21 protein-coding genes and 1 tRNA gene are annotated in these 19,224 nt (G+C 59.8%); 16 read left to right on the top strand and 6 right to left on the bottom strand.

Annotated features, from left to right (window positions below; genetic code table 11):
- Positions 1-68 precede the first annotated feature (68 nt).
- From FURADRAFT_RS01230 to FURADRAFT_RS01220, 4 genes are read left to right on the top strand one after another with little or no spacing between them, the layout of a single operon-like run.
- Positions 69-1,901 (top strand): DNA cytosine methyltransferase, encoded by a 1,833-nt coding sequence (locus FURADRAFT_RS01230; protein ID WP_008952270.1) that lies wholly within the window; start codon positions 69-71, stop codon positions 1,899-1,901.
- Between the two features lie 45 nt (positions 1,902-1,946).
- The gene (locus FURADRAFT_RS01225; protein WP_008952269.1) at positions 1,947-2,354 is read left to right on the top strand and encodes a hypothetical protein; all 408 of its coding nucleotides are present in this window, start codon (positions 1,947-1,949) and stop codon (positions 2,352-2,354) included.
- Positions 2,354-2,518: a hypothetical protein gene (locus FURADRAFT_RS20750; protein ID WP_008952268.1), complete on the top strand. Its 165-nt coding sequence runs from the start codon at positions 2,354-2,356 to the stop codon at positions 2,516-2,518. The genes FURADRAFT_RS01225 and FURADRAFT_RS20750 overlap by 1 nt, the downstream gene beginning before the upstream one ends.
- Positions 2,515-3,363 (top strand): DNA adenine methylase, encoded by an 849-nt coding sequence (locus tag FURADRAFT_RS01220; RefSeq protein ID WP_008952267.1) that lies wholly within the window; start codon positions 2,515-2,517, stop codon positions 3,361-3,363. Before FURADRAFT_RS20750 ends, FURADRAFT_RS01220 begins: the two co-directional genes overlap by 4 nt.
- Positions 3,364-3,444: 81 nt before the next feature.
- Here the strand turns inward: FURADRAFT_RS01220 and FURADRAFT_RS19940 are convergent, their stop codons facing one another.
- The 4 genes from FURADRAFT_RS19940 to FURADRAFT_RS01215 form a co-directional block, all read right to left on the bottom strand.
- Positions 3,445-3,858 carry a protein-export chaperone SecB gene (locus FURADRAFT_RS19940; protein WP_081455920.1) on the bottom strand — a complete coding sequence of 138 codons (414 nt, stop codon included), beginning with the start codon at positions 3,856-3,858 and terminating at the stop codon, positions 3,445-3,447.
- Between the two features lie 3 nt (positions 3,859-3,861).
- Positions 3,862-4,101 carry a hypothetical protein gene (locus FURADRAFT_RS20365; RefSeq protein ID WP_150104979.1) on the bottom strand — a complete coding sequence of 80 codons (240 nt, stop codon included), beginning with the start codon at positions 4,099-4,101 and terminating at the stop codon, positions 3,862-3,864.
- Positions 4,102-4,116: 15 nt separating this feature from the next.
- Positions 4,117-4,542, bottom strand: a complete 426-nt coding sequence (locus FURADRAFT_RS20360; protein WP_160165300.1) for a hypothetical protein — start codon at positions 4,540-4,542, stop codon at positions 4,117-4,119.
- A gap of 381 nt (positions 4,543-4,923) precedes the next feature.
- Positions 4,924-6,225: a tyrosine-type recombinase/integrase gene (locus tag FURADRAFT_RS01215; protein WP_008952266.1), complete on the bottom strand. Its 1,302-nt coding sequence runs from the start codon at positions 6,223-6,225 to the stop codon at positions 4,924-4,926.
- Positions 6,226-6,402: 177 nt separating this feature from the next.
- Between FURADRAFT_RS01215 and FURADRAFT_RS01210 the strand changes: the two genes are divergently transcribed.
- From FURADRAFT_RS01210 to FURADRAFT_RS01195, 4 genes are all read left to right on the top strand, one after another.
- Positions 6,403-6,477: transfer RNA gene (locus FURADRAFT_RS01210), tRNA-Arg, on the top strand.
- A 320-nt stretch (positions 6,478-6,797) separates the two neighbouring features.
- On the top strand, positions 6,798-7,190 hold the full coding sequence (locus FURADRAFT_RS01205; protein ID WP_008952265.1) for a hypothetical protein: 393 nt from the start codon (positions 6,798-6,800) through the stop codon (positions 7,188-7,190).
- 195 nt (positions 7,191-7,385) lie between these two features.
- Positions 7,386-7,769: a YkgJ family cysteine cluster protein gene (locus tag FURADRAFT_RS01200; RefSeq protein ID WP_008952264.1), complete on the top strand. Its 384-nt coding sequence runs from the start codon at positions 7,386-7,388 to the stop codon at positions 7,767-7,769.
- Positions 7,766-8,038, top strand: a complete 273-nt coding sequence (locus FURADRAFT_RS01195) for a VF530 family protein (protein ID WP_008952263.1) — start codon at positions 7,766-7,768, stop codon at positions 8,036-8,038. Before FURADRAFT_RS01200 ends, FURADRAFT_RS01195 begins: the two co-directional genes overlap by 4 nt.
- 129 nt (positions 8,039-8,167) lie before the next feature.
- On the opposite strand, the gene FURADRAFT_RS01190 is transcribed toward FURADRAFT_RS01195, so the two are convergent.
- Entirely contained in the window at positions 8,168-10,561 is a 2,394-nt protein-coding gene (locus FURADRAFT_RS01190; RefSeq protein ID WP_040652123.1) for a penicillin-binding protein 1A, read from the bottom strand.
- Positions 10,562-10,684: 123 nt separating this feature from the next.
- On the opposite strand from FURADRAFT_RS01190, the gene FURADRAFT_RS01185 reads away from it, so the two are divergent.
- The 8 genes from FURADRAFT_RS01185 (at position 10,685) to FURADRAFT_RS01150 (ending at position 17,745) form a co-directional block, all read left to right on the top strand.
- Positions 10,685-11,797 carry a pilus assembly protein PilM gene (locus FURADRAFT_RS01185; protein ID WP_008952261.1) on the top strand — a complete coding sequence of 371 codons (1,113 nt, stop codon included), beginning with the start codon at positions 10,685-10,687 and terminating at the stop codon, positions 11,795-11,797.
- The gene (locus FURADRAFT_RS01180) at positions 11,797-12,381 is read left to right on the top strand and encodes a PilN domain-containing protein (RefSeq protein ID WP_008952260.1); all 585 of its coding nucleotides are present in this window, start codon (positions 11,797-11,799) and stop codon (positions 12,379-12,381) included. Before FURADRAFT_RS01185 ends, FURADRAFT_RS01180 begins: the two co-directional genes overlap by 1 nt.
- The gene (locus FURADRAFT_RS01175; RefSeq protein ID WP_008952259.1) at positions 12,378-13,013 is read left to right on the top strand and encodes a type IV pilus inner membrane component PilO; all 636 of its coding nucleotides are present in this window, start codon (positions 12,378-12,380) and stop codon (positions 13,011-13,013) included. Before FURADRAFT_RS01180 ends, FURADRAFT_RS01175 begins: the two co-directional genes overlap by 4 nt.
- On the top strand, positions 13,010-13,522 hold the full coding sequence (locus FURADRAFT_RS01170; protein ID WP_008952258.1) for a pilus assembly protein PilP: 513 nt from the start codon (positions 13,010-13,012) through the stop codon (positions 13,520-13,522). Before FURADRAFT_RS01175 ends, FURADRAFT_RS01170 begins: the two co-directional genes overlap by 4 nt.
- Complete coding sequence (pilQ, locus tag FURADRAFT_RS01165; RefSeq protein ID WP_008952257.1) at positions 13,522-15,597, top strand: type IV pilus secretin PilQ; 2,076 nt, start codon at positions 13,522-13,524, stop codon at positions 15,595-15,597. The genes FURADRAFT_RS01170 and pilQ overlap by 1 nt, the downstream gene beginning before the upstream one ends.
- 34 nt (positions 15,598-15,631) lie before the next feature.
- A complete protein-coding gene (locus tag FURADRAFT_RS01160; RefSeq protein WP_040652120.1) occupies positions 15,632-16,189 on the top strand; it encodes a shikimate kinase in 558 nt (185 codons plus the stop codon).
- Positions 16,186-17,274, top strand: a complete 1,089-nt coding sequence (gene aroB / locus FURADRAFT_RS01155) for a 3-dehydroquinate synthase (protein ID WP_008952255.1) — start codon at positions 16,186-16,188, stop codon at positions 17,272-17,274. The genes FURADRAFT_RS01160 and aroB overlap by 4 nt, the downstream gene beginning before the upstream one ends.
- A 132-nt stretch (positions 17,275-17,406) precedes the next feature.
- Positions 17,407-17,745 (top strand): type IV pilus assembly protein FimV, encoded by a 339-nt coding sequence (locus tag FURADRAFT_RS01150; protein ID WP_014088512.1) that lies wholly within the window; start codon positions 17,407-17,409, stop codon positions 17,743-17,745.
- A gap of 110 nt (positions 17,746-17,855) precedes the next feature.
- Here the strand turns inward: FURADRAFT_RS01150 and FURADRAFT_RS01145 are convergent, their stop codons facing one another.
- Positions 17,856-19,139 carry a nucleotide sugar dehydrogenase gene (locus FURADRAFT_RS01145; protein WP_008952253.1) on the bottom strand — a complete coding sequence of 428 codons (1,284 nt, stop codon included), beginning with the start codon at positions 19,137-19,139 and terminating at the stop codon, positions 17,856-17,858.
- Positions 19,140-19,224 lie beyond the last annotated feature (85 nt).

Here is a 19,224-nt window from a genome sequence, read left to right as displayed (position 1 = left end):
AGACAGAACAGCGCCCAACTTACCAACAGGCCACCAAATCGGTGGCCTGATTCATTCCGAGATACCCCATGGTCAGAGAACAATTCAGCCTGCTGACGACCGACGAAATCATTGTCGATCTGTTCGCCGGTGGCGGAGGCAAATCCACCGGTATTGAGCACGCTCTTGGCCGCCACGTGGACATCGCTATCAACCACGATAGTGACGCGATAAGCATGCACGAGGCGAACCACCCGCAGACGGAGCACTACTGCGCCGACGTTTTCGAGGTCTGCCCGCGCACCGCCACCCGCGGCCGCCCGGTTGGCCACCTGCACGGCAGCCCGGACTGCACGCATTTCAGCCAGGCCATCGGCGGCCAGCCGCGCGACAAGAAGATCCGCGGCCTTGGCTGGGTGATACCGCGCTGGGCCGGCCAGGTGCATCCGCGCAGCATCAGCATGGAAAACGTCAAGCAAATGCAGCAGTGGGGGCCACTGATCGCAAAGCGCTGCAAGCAGACCGGGCGCGTGATGAAGCTGGATGGCACCGTGGCCGCCCCTGGCGAGCGCGTGCCAGTGCAACAGCAGTTTCTCGTCCCAGACCCGAAACACGTTGGCCGCACCTGGCGGCGATTCGTCAGCGTGCTGGAGCAGCTGGGATACCAAGTTGAATACCGCCTGATGAACGCAGCCGACTACGGCGCTGCCACCACGCGCGAACGCCTGTTCCTGTTTGCGCGCCGGGATGGACGGCCAATTGTTTGGCCCGAACCGACGCACTTCAAGCAGCCCAAAAAAGGGCAAAAAGCTTGGCGCGCTGCCGCCGACCACATCGATTTCAGCAACCTGGGCGAATCTATCTTCACCCGCAAGAAGCCGCTGGCTGATGCCACGCTGCGCCGCATCGCCAAGGGCATGCACAAGTACGTGCTGAACACCCCCAAGCCGTTCATCGTGGAGCTAGCCAACTGGAGCAACCGCAACGGTGTGCATGACATCGAGCAGCCGCTGAACACCATCACCGCCCACCCAAAGGGCGGAAGCTTTGCAGTAGCGCAACCGTCACTGGTTCCGCTGACGCACCAGGGCGGCGACCGTGTGCATGACTCCATGGAGCCGGTGCGCACTATCACTGCGGCCAACCGCGGCGAAATTGCCGTTGCCATGCCGGTTCTTGTGCAGGCCGCCCACGGCGAAGGCAAGCCCGGGCGCGCGCAGCGCTGGGGCGATGGCAGCAAGCCGGCCACTGGCCCGGTGAACACCATCACCGCATCTGGCTGCGGCGGTCAGGCGCTGGCTACCGCTTACCTGATGCAAGCCAACGGCGGGTTCAATCAGACGGTTGGCCGCAGCCTGGACGAGCCCGCGACCACGATCACCACCACCGGCAGCCAGCAGCAGCTGGTAGCCGCGCACCTGGTAACCCTGCGCCGCAATTGCTTTGGCCGTGAGTTCAACGCACCGATGGCGGCCATCACCGCCGGCGCCGAGCACCACGCCGTCGCGTCGTACATGTTGAGCAAGGAAAACGAGGACGCTGCCCTGCGCTGCGCCAGCTTCCTTATCAGCTACTACGGCACCGACAACGTGAGCGGCGTGGATCAGCCGATGCCGACCGCCACCACCCGTGACCGGCTGGCGCTGGTCACTGTATGGGTAAAAGGCGAGCCATACGTGATCGTGGACATCTGCCTGCGCATGCTGACGCCGCGCGAGCTGTATCTGTGCCAGGGCTTTCCGGCCAGCTACATCATCGACCGCGGCCACGACGGGAGGCCGTTCACCAAGACGGCGCAGGTACGCATGGTTGGCAACAGCGTCAGCCCCGGGCCGGCGCAAGCACTCATTGAGGCCAACTGCATGGATCTGGCCGCGTGGAGCCACAAGGAACTCAAGCAGCGCCAGCTGCAGGCAGCGTAACCATCAGGCCACCAGAACGGTGGCCTCACTTTTTCAGGAATAACGATGAGCGAATACCTGATTGCCCACATCGGGCACACCATCAAAGACCACGAACACATCACCTGGTGGCGCCCGGACAGCAAGGGCTACACGATCTGCATCGAGAAAGCAGGCCTGTACAGCGAACAGGAAGCACGCGGCATTTGCTCGCACGGCTGCTGCATCGCGGTGAAGAAGGCCGAGGCCGCCAAGCTGTCGCGTGGCACGCCGTACTACCGCCGTAGCGATGGCACGCTGGGCAAGCTGTACGACGGTGACAGCCACGTTGTGGTGCCGAACGGGAAAACGGAGTGGGCCGCGCTGCTGGCGGCGCGGGTGGACTGTGGCAAGACTGACAAGCCAACACCGCGCGCGCCAAGCAAGGCCCGGGCGATCTACCTGCCGACCACCCTGCAGGAAGGCGGTGCGTGATGGCAGCCACGAAGAAACCGAAATGCCGCACCTGCGGCGGCTACTGCGGCCGACGCAAAGGCCAGGGCTGCCAGTACGCGGCCAACGAGGCGAAGCGCCGGGCAGATGAGCTGTACCAGTACGCCACTGCCGGTATGCACGGCAAGAAAGGCGGTGCCGCATGACAAGCAATATCACGCGCCCGGCAATGCGCTACCACGGCGGCAAATTCAGATTGGCGCCATGGATCCTGTCATTTTTGCCGGAACATCGAGTCTACGTTGAGCCGTTTGGCGGCGGTGGCAGCGTGCTGCTGCGCAAGGATCGCTCACACGCCGAGGTGTACAACGACCTGGACGGCGAAGTGGTAAACCTGTTCAGAGTAGTGCGCGACAGCGGCGATGAACTGGTGCGCCAGGTCGAACTTACGCCGTTTGCCCGCGAGGAGTTCAAACAGGCATATCAGGAGAGCGCCGATCCGATTGAGCAGGCCCGCCGCACACTCGTCAGGTCCTACATGGGCTTTGGCAGCGCCGGCGCATCGGGGCAAAGCACAGGCTTCCGGGCGAACAGTAACCGCTCCAACAAGACGCCGGCACACGATTGGGCCGACTTCCCCAGCGCGCTGGCCAGCATAGTTGACCGTTTCCGTGGCGTAGTCATCGAAAACCGTGATGCGCTGCAGTGCATGCAGCATCACGACTCGGAAACCACTCTGCACTACGTTGATCCGCCTTATGTGCATAGCACACGCAATCTGCGCACCCGGGCACCGGCGTACCGGCATGAAATGAGCGACGACGATCACCGGCAGTTGGCCGCAGGCCTGCGCGAGCTGCGCGGCATGGTGGTGCTGTCGGGGTATCCGTGCGAACTGTACGACCAGGAACTGTTCGCCGACTGGGAGCGGCATGAATGCAGGGCACTTGCCGATGGCGCAAAGGCTCGCACCGAAGTCATCTGGCTAAACCCAGCATGCAGTGCAGCACTTCACGGTGCAGGGCTGTTCGCGGCCGGCACGGCGGCATAGCCCGCAAACACTTTCACTTTTTACTAGGTTCGATAACGGTGCTTATCGCACCAAAGAAAAACGCCCCAACAGCGGGGCGTTTTATTCTGCAGACCTTGCGGCCTTCTTTTCGTTAAATCTACTTTGAAAATTCAGCGCAGGAAGCATCACGGGCTCATACCCTGAGTTAAGCATGATATTTGCGACAAATGCCCGTAAAAAAGGATAGGCAATTGCAGGCGCATTAACATTCGCAAAAGGCGAATTATCAACCCAATCTCGATCGACATCCCTATTCAGCTTGAAATCAGCACAATACACGACTGACAGTTCTTTGCAAGAATCAGCCAGCAGCGACAAATCAAAAACTATTGAAAAATGTTGCGGCGAGCCTTCATCAAATCTAGCGCCAACAGAAAGAACATCCTTGTGAGAATCACCATCAAAGCTCACAAGAGAAAAACTTTCTGCGACAGTTTTTGCAAGCTGAAGCGTAAGCTGTTCTTTTTCCGACATTACTTACGCCGCCAGTTTGTAATCATCTGACCGTGCTGCGCAGTTAGAATGCCTCTCTCCAGCAGCAACGAAAACTCCAGAGCCAATGGAAATTGACTCAATCAAGCTTATTTCCAGATCAAAATAACGAGCGTGTAGTGCACGCTGATCCATTGTCTCTGCGTGCCTAGCAACAAACTCATAAATTTCTTCAGGCGTTGATTGTTGTAGTTTTTCCAATGCCTTCGCAAACATGGCTTTCATTTTCAATTCCTTTTCTTATCTGAACACGCGCGTCTGTTCAATTTTACTTTTATCCCTAACAGCCATTATCGTGCAATTTGGAATACTGGGCATCCCCAATGCAAGCTCTCTTTCTGCCGGACTCGGCGCAACAGCAGAAATGTATTCTCGATTAATTACAGCTTGGGCACCAACATACTCCAAAATTGCATCGCAAACTATTTTTCTATCAAAGGCCTTTTTCCTCCCTTTATCAAGCTCAAGCTTGGAACAGAAGTACTCTCTTACCTTATTGAAATCCTTTAGATCAGATTCATCCCGCAAGTCTAGAACATAATCAAAATCAAACTTAAAAACTGACTCTAATACACAAGGATCACGGTGACTCTTAAATACAGACGCCCAGCGCTCACTAGCCTCGACAGGGCACATAACACCATCAACAAAATAATAAACACCCATCCCAAGCCAATCTTTGGGATCATTGCTAAAATTAAAGCCCCTCATTCGTATGAGTGGCCACTTTGATTTACAAGTTCCGTGATAACCGCGCATTTTTACAAGTTATTTGAATATTAATGCAAGACAATTTATTATTTAAAAAAACTATCACGGCAATAGACTGGATCAATAAAACCTTTTGCGCTCACATGGAGCGCACCTCGAAACTGATCATTTATGATGCAAGTTTGATGGATAAATAGTTGGCCCGCAAGTTTACATTGTAAATTCTCACGATCACTACGCGTTGACTCTCACGTCAAGCCATCTGAACACTTCCCACCCACCTCAACCAAGTAGCTATCCTCAGTTCTCAGCCCCCATCGCCGCAACAACAAGCAATCACACTAATACCCGCACTATCTCAAACATCTCACCAGACGACTCACCCAGAACTTGCGCCTCGGCTTCCGATACGCAGGCACTGGCGGACGCCTCATCATCCACCCACCCCAGCTCTCCATCCATACCCACCAGGAAGCCATCCGCAGTCTTCACCACCCACCGCCGCCTCCTGACCCTGGGCTTGGCGTCGACCTCTGGCACCGCAACACCGCCACCATTGCCGCCAAGGTTGGCCGCAGCCGGCAGCTCATGCAGCGACGCCGGCCGGAGCTGGGTGTAACGGCGCAGCATGTTCCACGTCTTGTGCCCCGTCACCAGAGCCACCTGCTCAATACTGTACCCCGCTTCAAACAGCCGACTGGTTCCCTCGTGGCGCAGATCGTGAAAATGCAGATCCTCGATACCCAGCACCTCACATGCCCGTTGGAAGCATGTACTGATACTGATCTCGGTATAAGGGAATACGCGCAAGTCGTCGTGGCTGGCCAGCTGCGCCTCAACGATACCCCAAGCCTCACCCAGTAGCGGCAGCACCTGGTCGTTGCCGATCTTGTTGCGCGGGTCTTTCCGATTACGCACCACCACCGTGCGCGCCTGGCGGTCCACGTCAGACCGCAGGATGCCGACAATCTCTCCACGCCGCGCTGCCATTGCCACTGCGTAGCGGAACACCGGTGCCATGCGCAGCTCACGCGCCCGGGTTGCGTCGTAGTTCTCAAACCACTTCAATAGCCTGGCGTACTCATCACCCACCAACCGGCGGTCACGCTCACTACCCTGGCCAATCAGCCCCAGCTTGAGCAACACCGGCCGCACCTCATCAAACGGCGCTGCACTGACGCCGATACCCCACACCGGCTTTGCCAGGTCGAACACCTGCCGAAGATAGCCAAAATACTGCGCGATGGTGGCGGCGCTATTGCCGTACTTCTCGCGTCGCTTGTTGCAATAGTCCAGCAGCACGCCGGCCGTCACTGCCGTGACTGGATTATCGCCAAGGTCCGAGGCCGCCAGTGTATTCAGTACCGCCGACTTCGTTGCCCCCAGCGGCTTGAGCTTTCCCACATACTGGATGTACCTGCCGATCAGGTCGCGCACCAGCACCCCGCGCGAGCCCTCCCGCGCCAACAGCTCAGCCAAACCCGTTTCGGTCCGGGCCTTGGCCTCGACATCCAGCGCCCACTGCTCCGCTAGGCGCTTGGTGTCATGCGTCATCGACTTGTGAAAAACGAGCTTGCCGCCCTGCTTGATACGGACGGTTGCCCGCCACTTCCCTTTGATCGGTATAATTGATGCCATCGGTGTTACGGCGCGTAGCACTTTGCTGTTTTCGGTAGCACTATCGTAGCACCAAGGCGTCAAAACTTCGCATTACTTCGTGCTAGTTCGCATACTGACGACACCCCGAAAATCGCAACAAAACCCGCGCCATTGCTAGAAAGTCTGGCAAAACAAGGCACCACAGATTAATAGCCCGTCCCTGTAGTTAAATGGATATAACAGCCCCCTCCTAAGGGGCAGTTCCAGGTTCGATTCCTGGTGGGGGCGCCAAATCACCTTCCCAAGCAGTCCGAAAGATACCGAGAAACCCGCACAGCGTAAGGCTCTGCGGGTTTTTTGCTAGCCAAAACCTGTCGAGCGCATCCCGCCGAAGCCCAACACACCTGCGGTCATGTCCGCGGCCAGCCCCCGGCGAGGTCGGTCCATTGCGGCGTGAGCCGCCCCGTGAACTTAACAATGGTCATATAAATGGCCGCAAACCCATGTCGAATGGGCAATTTATCGAATAGCCATCAAAACGGTGAACGTTTCGAAACCGCCTCGTAATGAATGATGTAGCATCACTGGCTTTACCATTCTGGACCGCCACAATGCGACGCCTCTTCGCTTGCATTCTGATTGCCGCCGTTTCCGCGCCGTCCCTGGCCCAGGCGCTGTCAGAGAAGGAAGCCTCTGATCTGCTCACCGTCACGGACTACTTGAATGGCGAATGCCGCAACGGCATTGGCGACGATCAGAAAACACTGAAGGCCTGCAATATGCGCGACGTGATGTTTACCCACGTCAAGAACAATGGGTGGTGCTATGGCGCCCCCACCGCGCCGACCGCAAAAGGCAAGTGGCAGCCCTGCAAGACCACCGCAAAAAAGATCAGCCAAGCCAAGGCACCATCACGTCAGGTTAAACCGCCATCGCGTCAGGCCAAGACGCCCCGTTTAGCCCGCCGTGCAACGCCCCGCCACGTCACGTACAAGCACGCATAACGGCGCCCCCGCGGACAAAAAGCGGGGCAGCACCGCGCGTTTGTTGGTATATTTGCCGGTAAATTTTGAACGGCGCACACCAAGATCCTTGTCTGGCGTGGCTTGCAGGCCACAGTCCGGTTTCTGGTGGGCGCCATTTCATTTCCTGCGTCCGCGCCCGGCCCTTGCGCCGCCGCGGCTTTACCGTCTGACATCATGTACGCCGATATCGACCGCACCAGCACCTGGTTCAAGTACAAGGATTCGTTGTGCCACGACTGCATGGCCAGCTGCTGCACCATGCCGGTCGAAGTCCGACTGCCCGACCTGATCCGCATCGGCGTGGTGGACGAGTTCGAAACCGGCGAACCACCCAAGAACATCGCCAAGCGCCTGATGAAGCAGGGCGTGATCGAGCACTTCAACTTCAAGCGCGAACTGTTCACCCTGGCGCGCCGCGCCAACGGCGACTGCCACTACCTCGACAAGCACACCCGGCGCTGCACCATCTACGCCCAGCGGCCGGACACCTGCCGCAACCATCCGCGCATCGGGCCGCGCCCGGGCTACTGCGCCTACCGCAAGAAAACCACCCCATGAGCACGCCGCAACCCAACAACCCGCTGCACGGCATCACGCTGGAAAGCATGCTGACCGAACTGGTGGCCCACTACGGCTGGGCGCGGCTGGGTGAGCTGATCGAGATTCGCTGCTTCAACCACGACCCCAGCATCAAGTCCAGCCTGACCTTTTTGCGTCGCACTCCCTGGGCACGCAGCCAGGTCGAGGCGCTGTACCTGCAGCTCAAGCGCGCTCCCGCCGCCCCGACGAGCGGCAAGACCGGCTTCATCAAACCACGCCGCGGCTGAACACCCCGCTCCCCCGTCCCACGGCTCGCACAAAAGAAAACGGCCCGCTCAGCTACTGCCGACCGGGCCGTCACCTTCATCCTATCGCTGCCAAGGTTGGCCGAAACACCGCCCCACCCCGGCCGACACTCAGAACAGCAGCTCCTTGACGTTCTCCACCGCGTCACGCGCCGGCGGCGTCTGGCCATCACCCTGAGGCTCGGCACCGCCATTGCTGGCATCGCTGGCCGCGCTACCGCCCGGCACGGTACCGGAGTTATCCAGCCGCAACTCCGGATTGGTGTGCTGGAACTCCTCGTAGTAGTACTCGTCGCCGCCACGCAAGCCGCCCCCCGGACGCACCACCACCCCCGGCGGCGGCGGTAGATCGATCTCGGGCGCCCCCTTCAAGGCGTTGGCCATGTAGTTGATCCAGATCGGCAGTGCCGCGGTACCGCCGTAACCGTAACGGCCCAGGCTGCGCGGCTGGTCGTAACCCACCCACACCACGGCAGCCAGATTCGGATTGAAACCGGCAAACCAGGCATCGCGGAAATCGCTGGTGGTACCGGTCTTGCCCGCCAGATCCTGGCGCCCCAGCGTCATGGCCCGGTTGGCGGTCCCGAAGCGCACCACATCCTTCATCATGCTGGTCATGATGAAGGCGTTACGCGGATCGATCGCCTGCGGTGCATTCTGACCCGCCACCGTCGGCACGGTCTTGGCCAACACGCGGCCGTTCACATCCTCGATACGGTCGATAAAGTAGGAACGGGTACGATAACCGCCGTTGGCGAAGGTGGAATAGCCCTCCGCCATCTGTAGCGGCGTGGCCGAACCGGCCCCCAGCGCCATGGTCAGGTAAGCCGGGTGCTGCTTGGCGGCAAAGCCGAAGCGCTGGATGTACTGCTGGGCGTAGTCAGTGCCGATGGCCATCAGCACACGGATCGACACCAGGTTCTTCGACAGCGCCAGCGCACGGCGCATCGGGATCATGCCGGCGAACTTGCCGGCGAACTTGCCGTCGTCGTTCTTCGGCTCCCAGCGCTGCCCGCCCAGCGCCTGCGGATCGATCGTCAGCGGCGCATCGTTGATCAGCGTCGACGGCGTGAAACCCCGCTCGATGCCGGCCGAGTAGATGAACGGCTTGAAGGTGGAACCGGGCTGACGCCAGGCCTGGGTCACGTGGTTGAAGCTGCTGCGGTTGAAGTCGAAGCCCCCCACCAGCGACTTGATCGCGCCGGTGCGGGTATCCATCGACACGAAGGCGCCCTCCACTTCCGGCATCTGGCCGATGCTCCAGTCCCCCTTGCTCTCGGCCCGCACGCGCACGATGGCGCCCGGCCGCAGCTGCTGCGCCGGGGTCAGCTTGCTGCTCAGGGCACGGCGCGCAAAATCCAGGCCGCGCCCGCTCACCGACACCTCCTGCCCGCCACGCAGATACACCTTCACCGCGCGGTTCGACGCTTCGAGCACCACGCCCGGCTGCAAGTCGCCGCTATCGTGAATCTCCGCGAGCGCCTCGTCCAGCGCCTCGATCCGGTCATCACCCTCCAGCCCGGACAGGTCGACGAACCCCTCCGGCCCGCGGTAGCTGTGGCGGCGGTCGTAATCCATCAGGCCGGCACGCAGTGCGTCGTACGCCCACTGCTGATGCTTGCTGTCGATGGTGGTGAAGACCCTGAAGCCCTGGGTGTAGGCCTGGTCGCGGTAACGGTCATACATGGCCTGGCGTACCATTTCCGCCACATATTGAGCCGGCATGCTGGCTTCCGCCCCCTGCCCCGCCACGTGCAGTTTCTCCGCCAGCGCGTTGTCGTACTGTTCCTGGCTGATGAAGTTCAATTCGTGCATGCGGCGCAGCACATACTGCTGGCGCAGACGGGCCCGCGCCGGGTTCACGATCGGGTTGTACGCCGACGGCGCCTTGGGCAGACCGGCGAGCATGGCCATTTCCGCCACACTCAAGTCTTTGATTGATTTGCCATAATAGGCCTGCGCCGCCGCGGCAAAGCCGTAAGCACGTTGCCCCAGGTAGATTTGGTTGAAATACAACTCGAGAATCTGGTCCTTGGAGAGCGCGTGCTCGATCTTGAAAGCCAGCAGCGCCTCGTTAAACTTGCGGCTAAAAGTCTTTTCACTGGAAAGGAAGAAATTTTTTGCCACCTGCATGGTGATGGTACTGGCACCAGAGCGTGCATGGCCTGATACGATATTGCCGACAGCGGCACGCATCACGCCGACATAATCGATACCGCTATGCTGATAGAATCGATCGTCCTCGGCGGCCAGCACGGCCTCCTTCATCAGCACCGGGACCTCCTGGATGCGCATGAATGAACGTCGTTCTTCGCCGAATTCGCCGATTAACTGGCCATCCGCGGCAAAGACGCGCAGCGGCATCTTCGGCCGGTAATCGGTAAGGACGTCAAGACTGGGAAGACGCGGATACGTTATGATGATTGCGATTGCCAGGCCACCTGCAGCAAGGATGGCACCACCAATAAGCAAGCCGGCAAAAATCGCAAAAATTCGTTTAAGCATGATCAGAATGGGCTTTCGCTGGAAAGCGGATTATAACGTCTTGTAAGTCAGGACAAGACACAACATTAGATTGCGATACCGTCCCGACGGATCGCCACTTAAAAATACTTGGGGCCCTCACCGATGCTATCCGACAAACTTGGATTCGGCGCCAACTGGTTGAGCCTGGTTGGATTAGGGAAATCCGGCAATGTTCCGCTGCTAGGACTGGATATCAGCAGCAGCGCCATCAAGCTGGTAGAACTTTCCCGCTCCGGCAACAGCCTGCAAATCGAGCGTTACGTCATCGAGCCCCTGCCCAAGGAAGCGATCACCGAGGGAAACATCAACAATATCGAAGGCGTGGCAGAGACCATCCGCCGCGCCTGGCAGCGCCTCGGCAGTTCAGCCCGCAACGTCGCCGTCGCCATACCCACCACCATGGCGATCTACAAGAAGATCCTGGTGCCGGCGAACCAGGCCGACGACCTCGAAGCACTGGCCGAAACCGAAGCCAACCAGATCATTCCCTTCCCGCTGGAAGAGGTCAACCTCGACTACCAGATTCTCGGCTCCTCGCCTGCCAGCGTCGACGACCTGGAAGTCCTGCTGTGCGCCGCCCGCAAGGAGAAGGTGGAAGAACGGGTGGCTGCGGCGGAAATGGCCGGACTCAAGGTCAAGATCGTCGACGTCGAGTCCTTCGCCATGATGACCGCGTTCGAGCAGATCCAGTTGCACTTGCCCGAACAAGGCCACAACCAGACCTTCGCCCTGTTCGATATCGGCAGCAGCAAGCTGCACTGCAGCGTGCTGCGCAACGGCCAGCAGATCTACTTCCGCGAACAGGCCTTTGGCGGCCAGCAGCTGACGCGCGACATCCAGCGCCGCTACGGTATCTCGTTCGACGAAGCCGAATCCGGCAAGCGCGCCATGACACTGCCCGACGGCTACGAATCCGAACTGCTACACCCCTTTGTCGACTCGCTGGCGCAGGAAATCCAGCGTGCCCTGCAGTTCTTCTACACCACGGTCAGCGTCTCGCAATACCTGCGGGTCGACTACATCCTGCTGGCCGGCGGCTGCAGCATGTTGAGCGGGCTTGACGACACGGTGGCCGCACGCACCCAGATCAGCACCATGATCGCCAACCCCTTTACCACCATGGTGCAGTCCTCCTCCATCCGCCTGAAGGAGCTGCTGCTCGACGCCCCTTCGCTGCTGGTTGCCTGCGGCCTGGCCATGAGGAGGTTCGACTGATGATACGCATCAACCTGCTACCGCACCGAGAGCAGAGCAAGGAAGCGCACCGCCACCGCTTCCAGCTTCTTCTAGCTGCCGCCATCCTGATCGCCGGGGGGGTGGTAGCCTCGAGCTATCTGGTGCTGAACAGCCGGATCGGCCACCAACAGCATCGTAACCAGTACTTGCAGGATGCCATTGCCCAACTGGACGGCCAGATCAAGAAGATCGAGGGACTCAAGAAGGAACGCGACGAGCTGCTCGCCAGGAAACAGCTGGTCGAACAATTGCAGCAGGGTCGCAACGAGGCCACCCACATCTTTGACCAGCTGGTACGCCAGACCCCTGACGGCGTCTACCTCAGGGACTTCAGACAGACAGGCCGCAGCTTCGACCTGTCGGGCTACGCCCTGTCCGGTGCACGCGTCTCCAACTACATGCGCACCCTGGCGCAATCCACCACGTTCGACGCCCCGGTCCTGGTCGAGGTCAAGGCCGCCATCGTCAACAACCAGCGTGTCAGCGAGTTCACCTTGCGACTGGGCATGAAGGGACAAGAAGCCGCCGCACCCGCCCCAGGCAAGAAAGGAGCACGGCCATGACGCTCGACGAATTGCGCAACCTCGACCCCAAGGACATGCCGAACTGGCCGCTGCCGGCCCAGCTCGGGGCTCTGGCCAGCCTGATCGGGCTGATCGTTTTCCTCGGCTATTACCTGGTCCTGGGAGACCAGCTTGACACCCTGAACAGCGCCCAGCACCAGGAAGAACAACTCAAGCAGACCTATCTCGACAAAAAACGCCAGGCCATCAACCTCGCCGCGCTGGAACAGCAGCTGGCCGAGATCCAACGCTCGTTCGGCGCCCTGCTCAAGCAGCTCCCCAGCAAGTCCGAAATGGAATCCCTGCTGACCGAGATCAACCAGGCCGGGATCGGCCGCGGCCTGCAGTTCGAGCTGTTCCGCCCCGGCGGAGAAATCAAGTCCGCCGAAATGGCCGAGCTGCCCATCAGCATACGTCTGACCGGCAATTACAAGGAGCTGGCCTCCTTCGTCAGCGACGTCGGCCAGCTCTCGCGGATCGTCACGCTGAGCGATATCAAGCTGGCCCCCCAAGACGCCAAGGGACCGACCAGCACCCCGCGGTTGAGCATGGAGGCCACGGCCAAAACCTACCGCTCGCTGGAACCGGAAGAACGCCTCGCCGCCATCAACAAGAAAGAGGCCAAGAAATGAACAAACCTGGCTTCTTGTGCCTGCTGCTCCTCGCCGGCTGTGGCAGCAACAGCACCGACGACCTCGACCGCTGGATGAACGAAGCCGGCAAGGGCCTGGCCGGTCAGATCGACCCCATCCCGATGGCACAACCCTATCAGCCCTTCGTGTACCAGGCCTTCGAGCTGCGCGACCCGTTCGACCCGCAAAAATTGCTGGCCGCCAAGCGCCAGAACAGTGCCAACGCGCCGGACTTTGATCGTCCGCGCGAGACGCTAGAAAACTACGACCTGGACAAGCTGAAAATGGTCGGCATCCTGAAGCGCGGCGGAGTGACCTACGGACTGATCCGCACACCGGAGAACACGGTCTACCGGGTTCAGCCTGGCAACTTCGTGGGGCCCAATTTCGGGCAGATCAAACACATCTCCGAAGCCGGAATCGAGTTGGCCGAAACAGTGGAAGACCTGAACGGCGAATGGGTACAGCGCACAACGACCATGTACCTCGTAGAACAAGGGCAGAAATAATGAACACGCATGCCATCAAACTGCTATCCGGACTGGGTCTTGCCCTCTCCTTCAGCCTGGCCCATGCCGGCGTTGCCATTACGGGGATCAACATCAGCAAAACCGACGGCAACGAACAGGTTCTTCAGCTGACTTTCGACGGTCCGGCCCCCAAGCCCAACAGTTTCGCCATCTCCAATCCCCCCAGGATCGCGCTCGACTTTGCCGATACCGAGATCAAGCTACCCAACAGCTTCACCGAACTGGGCAACCCCCTGGTTCCCTCTGCCGTTGCCATCGCCAGCAATGGCCGGGCTCGTATCGTATTGAATCTGGCCAAGAACGCCTCTTATTCCACCAAAGTCAGCAACAACACGCTGCTGATCAGCCTGAACAGCAACCTGCAGGCAGAGCAGCGGACCGCCGTCCCGCTGGACACCACCCCCGCCAGCCCGGCACCAACGGCAAGCGTCGCCTACCGCACACCGCTCGCTCTCGACTTCCGGCGGGGCCATAACGGCGAGGGCAGGGTCGAGATCAACCTGCCATCGAACGATGTCCCGGTGGATATCAAACGCCAGGGCAAGAATATCGTGGTGGACATCCAGGGGAGCAATCTGCCTGCCGGCCAGGATCGCAAGCTCGACGTCACCGACTTTGGCACCCCAGTCAGCAAGATCGACGCCATGAACCAGGGCAGAAGCAGCCACATCGTCATCCAGCCACAAGGCGACTGGGACTATTCCTCGTACCAGACCGACCGCAAACTGGTGGTCGAAGTGAAGAAACTGACCCAAGATCAAAAAGCACAGAACGAGTTGGACAAGCCGGTCTACAAGGGCGACAAGCTCTCGCTCAATTTCCAGGATATCGAAGTCCGGACCGTGCTGCAGGTCATCGCCGAATTCACCGGGCTCAACATCGTCACCAGCGACTCGGTCAACGGCAAGATCACACTGCGCCTGAAAGACGTGCCATGGGATCAGGCACTCGACCTGATCCTCGACAGCAAGGGCCTGGACAAGCGGCGTAGCGGCAACATCATCCGCATCGCCCCGCGCGAAGAGCTGCTGGCCCGGGACAAGCAGGTTTACGAGGCCAAGAACCAGCTCACCACGCTGGAACCGCTGCGCTCGGAAACCTTCGTGCTGCGTTACCGCAGCGCCGAGGATTTCAAGAAAATCCTGGAAGAAGACAGCAAGGGAGGCACCGGTAGCGGTAGCGGACGACGCAGCACCCTGCTCTCCGATCGTGGCAGCGCCCTGATCGACCCCAAAACCAACACCCTGATCATCAACGATACGACAACGGTTATCGACAAGATTCGTGATCTGATCACAAAAACCGACACCCCGGTCAAACAGGTCGTGATCGAGGCACGCATCGTCGAAGCCACCGACAACTTCAGCCGCGAACTGGGCGTCAAGCTGTCGTACGACCGCATCGGCCGTCTGAGTCTGGGCGGCAATATCGCTGGAGCCGGCAACGGCAGCCTCACCGACACCTTAGTGAATCTGCCGACCAACAGTGCGGCTACGGGGACCATCGGCGCCGTCTACAAGGCCGGTGCCAGCAACCTGATCGGCCTGGAGCTGCAGGCATTGCAAACCGAAAGCCAGGGCAAGATCGTCGCCAGCCCGCGGGTGCTGACTTCCGACCGTACCGAGGCCACTATCGAGCAGGGGCAGGAGATTCCTTATCAGGAGGCCACCTCCAGCGGCGCCACCTCCACCTCATTCAAAAAGGCGGTACTGAGCCTGAAGGTGAAGCCTCAGATTACTCCTGACAGCACCATCCTGATGGACATCCAGATCAACAACGACACCGCCGACTTCGCCAACCTGTCGAATGGGGTTCCCTCGCTCAAGACCAAAAAGGTCAATACCCAGGTGCTGGTCGAGAATGGAGGCACCGTGGTTATCGGTGGCATCTACACCCAGGACGAAAATGAAGGCCTCAGCAAGGTACCCCTACTTGGTGACATTCCCCTGCTGGGCGCCCTGTTCCGGAGCAAGACGAAGAAAGACAACCGCACGGAGTTGCTGGTTTTCCTGACGCCACGCGTCGTCAGCGATTTCGACATAAACAGCCGCTAGGACAGCGCAGACGATCGCGCGTGCTTCCGCTACAATGCCTGCCATGGATACACTGGCAGGCAATTTTTTTCTTGTCGGACTGATGGGGGCCGGCAAGACGACGGTAGGTCGTGCGCTGGCGCGCAAAACCGGCAAGACCTTTTACGACTCCGATCACGAAATCGAGGCCAAAACGGGCGTCAAGGTCGCCACCATCTTCGAAATAGAAGGTGAGCAGCGTTTTCGTGATCGGGAGAGCTGCGCCATCGCCGAACTGGTGCAACGCGACAACATCATCCTGGCGACAGGAGGTGGGGCCATCCTGCGCCCGGAAAATCGCCAGTTGCTGAAAGACAATGGAGTCGTGATTTACCTGCGTGCCAATATCGATGACCTGTTGGCCCGAACCCAGCATGACCGCAACCGTCCCCTGCTCCAGACCGCTGACCCCAAGGCCAAGCTGGAAAGTCTGCTCAAGGAACGCGACCCGCTCTACACCGAGGTGGCGGACCTGATCGTCGACACCACCCAGCAAAACGTCAACCTGCTGGTCAGTCAACTTGAAGCGCAGCTGTTCGAGCGCCAACACCGCCATCAAGACTCCCGACCATGATCACTCTAGACCTGAAGCTCCCCGACGCCCACTACCCGATCCATATCGGCCGCAACCTGCTGACGCGGACCGATCTGCTCAAGCCCCATCTGCCCATTCCCAGTGCTGCCATCGTCACCAATAGCACCATTGCCCCGCTGTATCTGGCACCGCTGGAGCAGGCACTCAAGGCGGAAGGGATTGCAACGCGCGTCGTGGTGCTGCCCGATGGCGAGTCGTACAAAACCTGGGACACCCTCAACCTGATCTTTGACGCCCTGCTTGCCGGCAATTGCGAACGCAAGACCACGCTGATCGCACTCGGGGGAGGCGTCATCGGCGACATGACCGGGTTTGCCGCCGCCTGTTACCAGCGCGGGGCACCGTTTATCCAGATTCCGACCACGCTGCTCGCCCAGGTCGACTCGTCGGTCGGAGGCAAGACCGCCATCAATCATCCACTCGGCAAGAACATGATCGGGGCGTTCTATCAGCCTCGAGTGGTCATCGCCGATATGGTGCTGCTGGATACGTTACCAGATCGCGAGCTGTCTGCCGGTTTGGCCGAGGTCATCAAGTATGGCCTGCTGGGTGATGCCGAGTTTTTGGCCTGGCTGGAAAGCAACATCGAACAACTGCGTGCCCGTGACCCCGCTGCGCTCGAATATGCCGTGAAGCGCTGCTGCGAAATGAAGGCGGAGATCGTCGGGCAGGATGAGAAGGAAAGCGGCGTGCGCGCCTTGCTGAATCTGGGCCATACCTTCGGCCACGCCATCGAGGCCGGGCTGGGATACGGAGCCTGGCTGCACGGCGAGGCGGTGGCGGCCGGAATGGTCCTGGCAGCCGCGACCTCGCAGGAGCTGGGCTGGCTGAATGCCGCCGACGTCGAACGCGTGATCTCGCTCATCCAACGTGCCGGCCTGCCCGTCAGGGCGCCCGACCTCGGCCTGACAAACTGGCTGGAGCATATGGGGCACGACAAGAAAGTCGAACAAGGCAAATTGCGCTTCGTGCTGCTGAAGCAGCTTGGCCAGGCTGTCATCAGCAGCGAGGTCAGCCATGACGTGCTGCAACGGGTGTTAAGCGGACAGAACGTCACCGCTTGAGCCAGCGACACTACGAATTTCTACGGATTGATCGGCCCGGCTACTAGACTTGATAATCCTCCGACCGCTTTTAAACAGACAGGGGGAAAAGCAATGGACGTTCTGGCAGGATTGACCGCAAGTTTGGTGCTCATGGTGGCTTTCTCCCTTCTACGCAAGCTGTGGAAGGCGATCACGTATAAGCCGCCCAAGGCCCGAGGCATCGACCCCGTGGCCGAAGCCGAAGTGTTCCTCGCCTACGGTAAAACCGGCGAGGCCGTCAGGGTGCTCAAGGACGTGCTGGACGAAGATCCGGATAATATGCCGGCCAAGGTCGCGCTGCTCCGTGCCTACTCCAGCAACCGCAATGCCAAGGCTTACTCGCAGCTGGCACGCGATGTCCACGCCCGTCTTCACGGCCAACCGGTCTGGAAGACCATTCAGCAGAATGGCCGCGACCTCGACCCGGCCAACCCCTTGTTCAATGCCTGAACCTGGCTGAGCTGCAAGCTGAATCAATACAAAAAAGCCTGTCGCACCCGACAGGCTTTTGTCATTTTGTACAGCCGCAGCGGACTCCGAAAAAGAGCCGCTGCCACCGCTCACAAGCGCCAGTAACGCGCCCCGGCCTCCGCCAGCGTCGCCTTGTCGAGCCGGCCCTTGACGTCAATGATGACCGGTACGCCACGACATTGGCTCAGCCAGTCAGCAGCCGAGAACTCGGCGAACTCGTGGTGGGCCACGGCGACGATCACCGCATCGGCAGGTGCCAGCTGTTCCATCGGCACCAGATCAACGCCATACTCGTGGCGAGCCTCGGCGGCATCGGCCTGCGGATCAGCTACCTGTACCTGGACGCCGAACTCGCGCAGTTCGGTAACCACGTCGATCACGCGCGAATTACGCAGATCAGGGCAGTTTTCCTTGAAGGTCAGGCCCAGCACCGTGACGGTACTGCCGAGGATGTTGATGCCGGCATGGATCATCTCCTTGATGGTGCGCTGGGCGATGAAGGTGCCCATGCCATTGTTGATGCGGCGTCCGGCATGGATCACCTGCGGGATGTAGCCCAGTTGCTCCGCCTTATAAGTGAGGTAGTATGGGTCGACGCCGATGCAGTGGCCGCCCACCAGCCCCGGGCGGAACGGCAGGAAGTTCCACTTGGTACCGGCCGCTTCCAGCACGTCCAGCGTGTCGATGCCCATCTTCTCGAACAGCACAGCCAGCTCATTCATCAACGCGATGTTGAGGTCGCGCTGGGTATTCTCGATCACCTTGGAAGCCTCGGCCACCTTGATCGACGAAGCCTTGTGCACGCCGGCTGTCACCACCGAGCCATATACGTCCGCTACAATCTCAAGCGTTGCCGCATCCTGACCGGAGACGACCTTCTTGATCTTGGTGAAGGTGTGTTCCTTGTCGCCCGGATTGATCCGCTCCGGACTGTAGCCGACGGTGAAATCCACCCCGCACTTGAGACCGGATACCCGCTCCAGGATCGGCACGCAAACTTCCTCAGTCACCCCCGGATAGACGGTGGATTCGTACACCACGATCGCACCGGGACGCAGCGCCTTGGCGACACTCTCGGACGCTTTCTCTACCGGCGTCAGGTCAGGTTGGTGCGCATCGTCAACGGGGGTCGGCACAGCGACGATATGGAAATCGGCCTCGGCCAGCACCGTAACATCGTCGGTGTAGACGATATCGGCCGCCGCCAGTTCGGCATCTTCCACTTCCAGCGTACGGTCATGGCCATTCCTGAGCTCGGCCAAGCGCTGTTGGTTGATATCGAAGCCGATCACACGGCTTTTCTGGCCGAAAGCAACGGCGACAGGAAGGCCCACGTAGCCCAGGCCAACGACAGAGACTTTGCGATCCGGCACGATTCGATTCTCTCAATACGAAAAATGGGATGATTATACTCCTCCCTCCCTGTATTTAATGGGACGGAAGGGGCTTTCCGGGTGC

Source organism: Pseudogulbenkiania ferrooxidans 2002 (genome assembly GCF_000174355.1).
GTDB classification, from domain to species: Bacteria; Pseudomonadota; Gammaproteobacteria; order Burkholderiales; family Chromobacteriaceae; genus Pseudogulbenkiania; species Pseudogulbenkiania ferrooxidans.
Note: the sequence above shows the minus strand (reverse complement) of the source record. Positions and strands in the feature narration are given on the sequence as shown.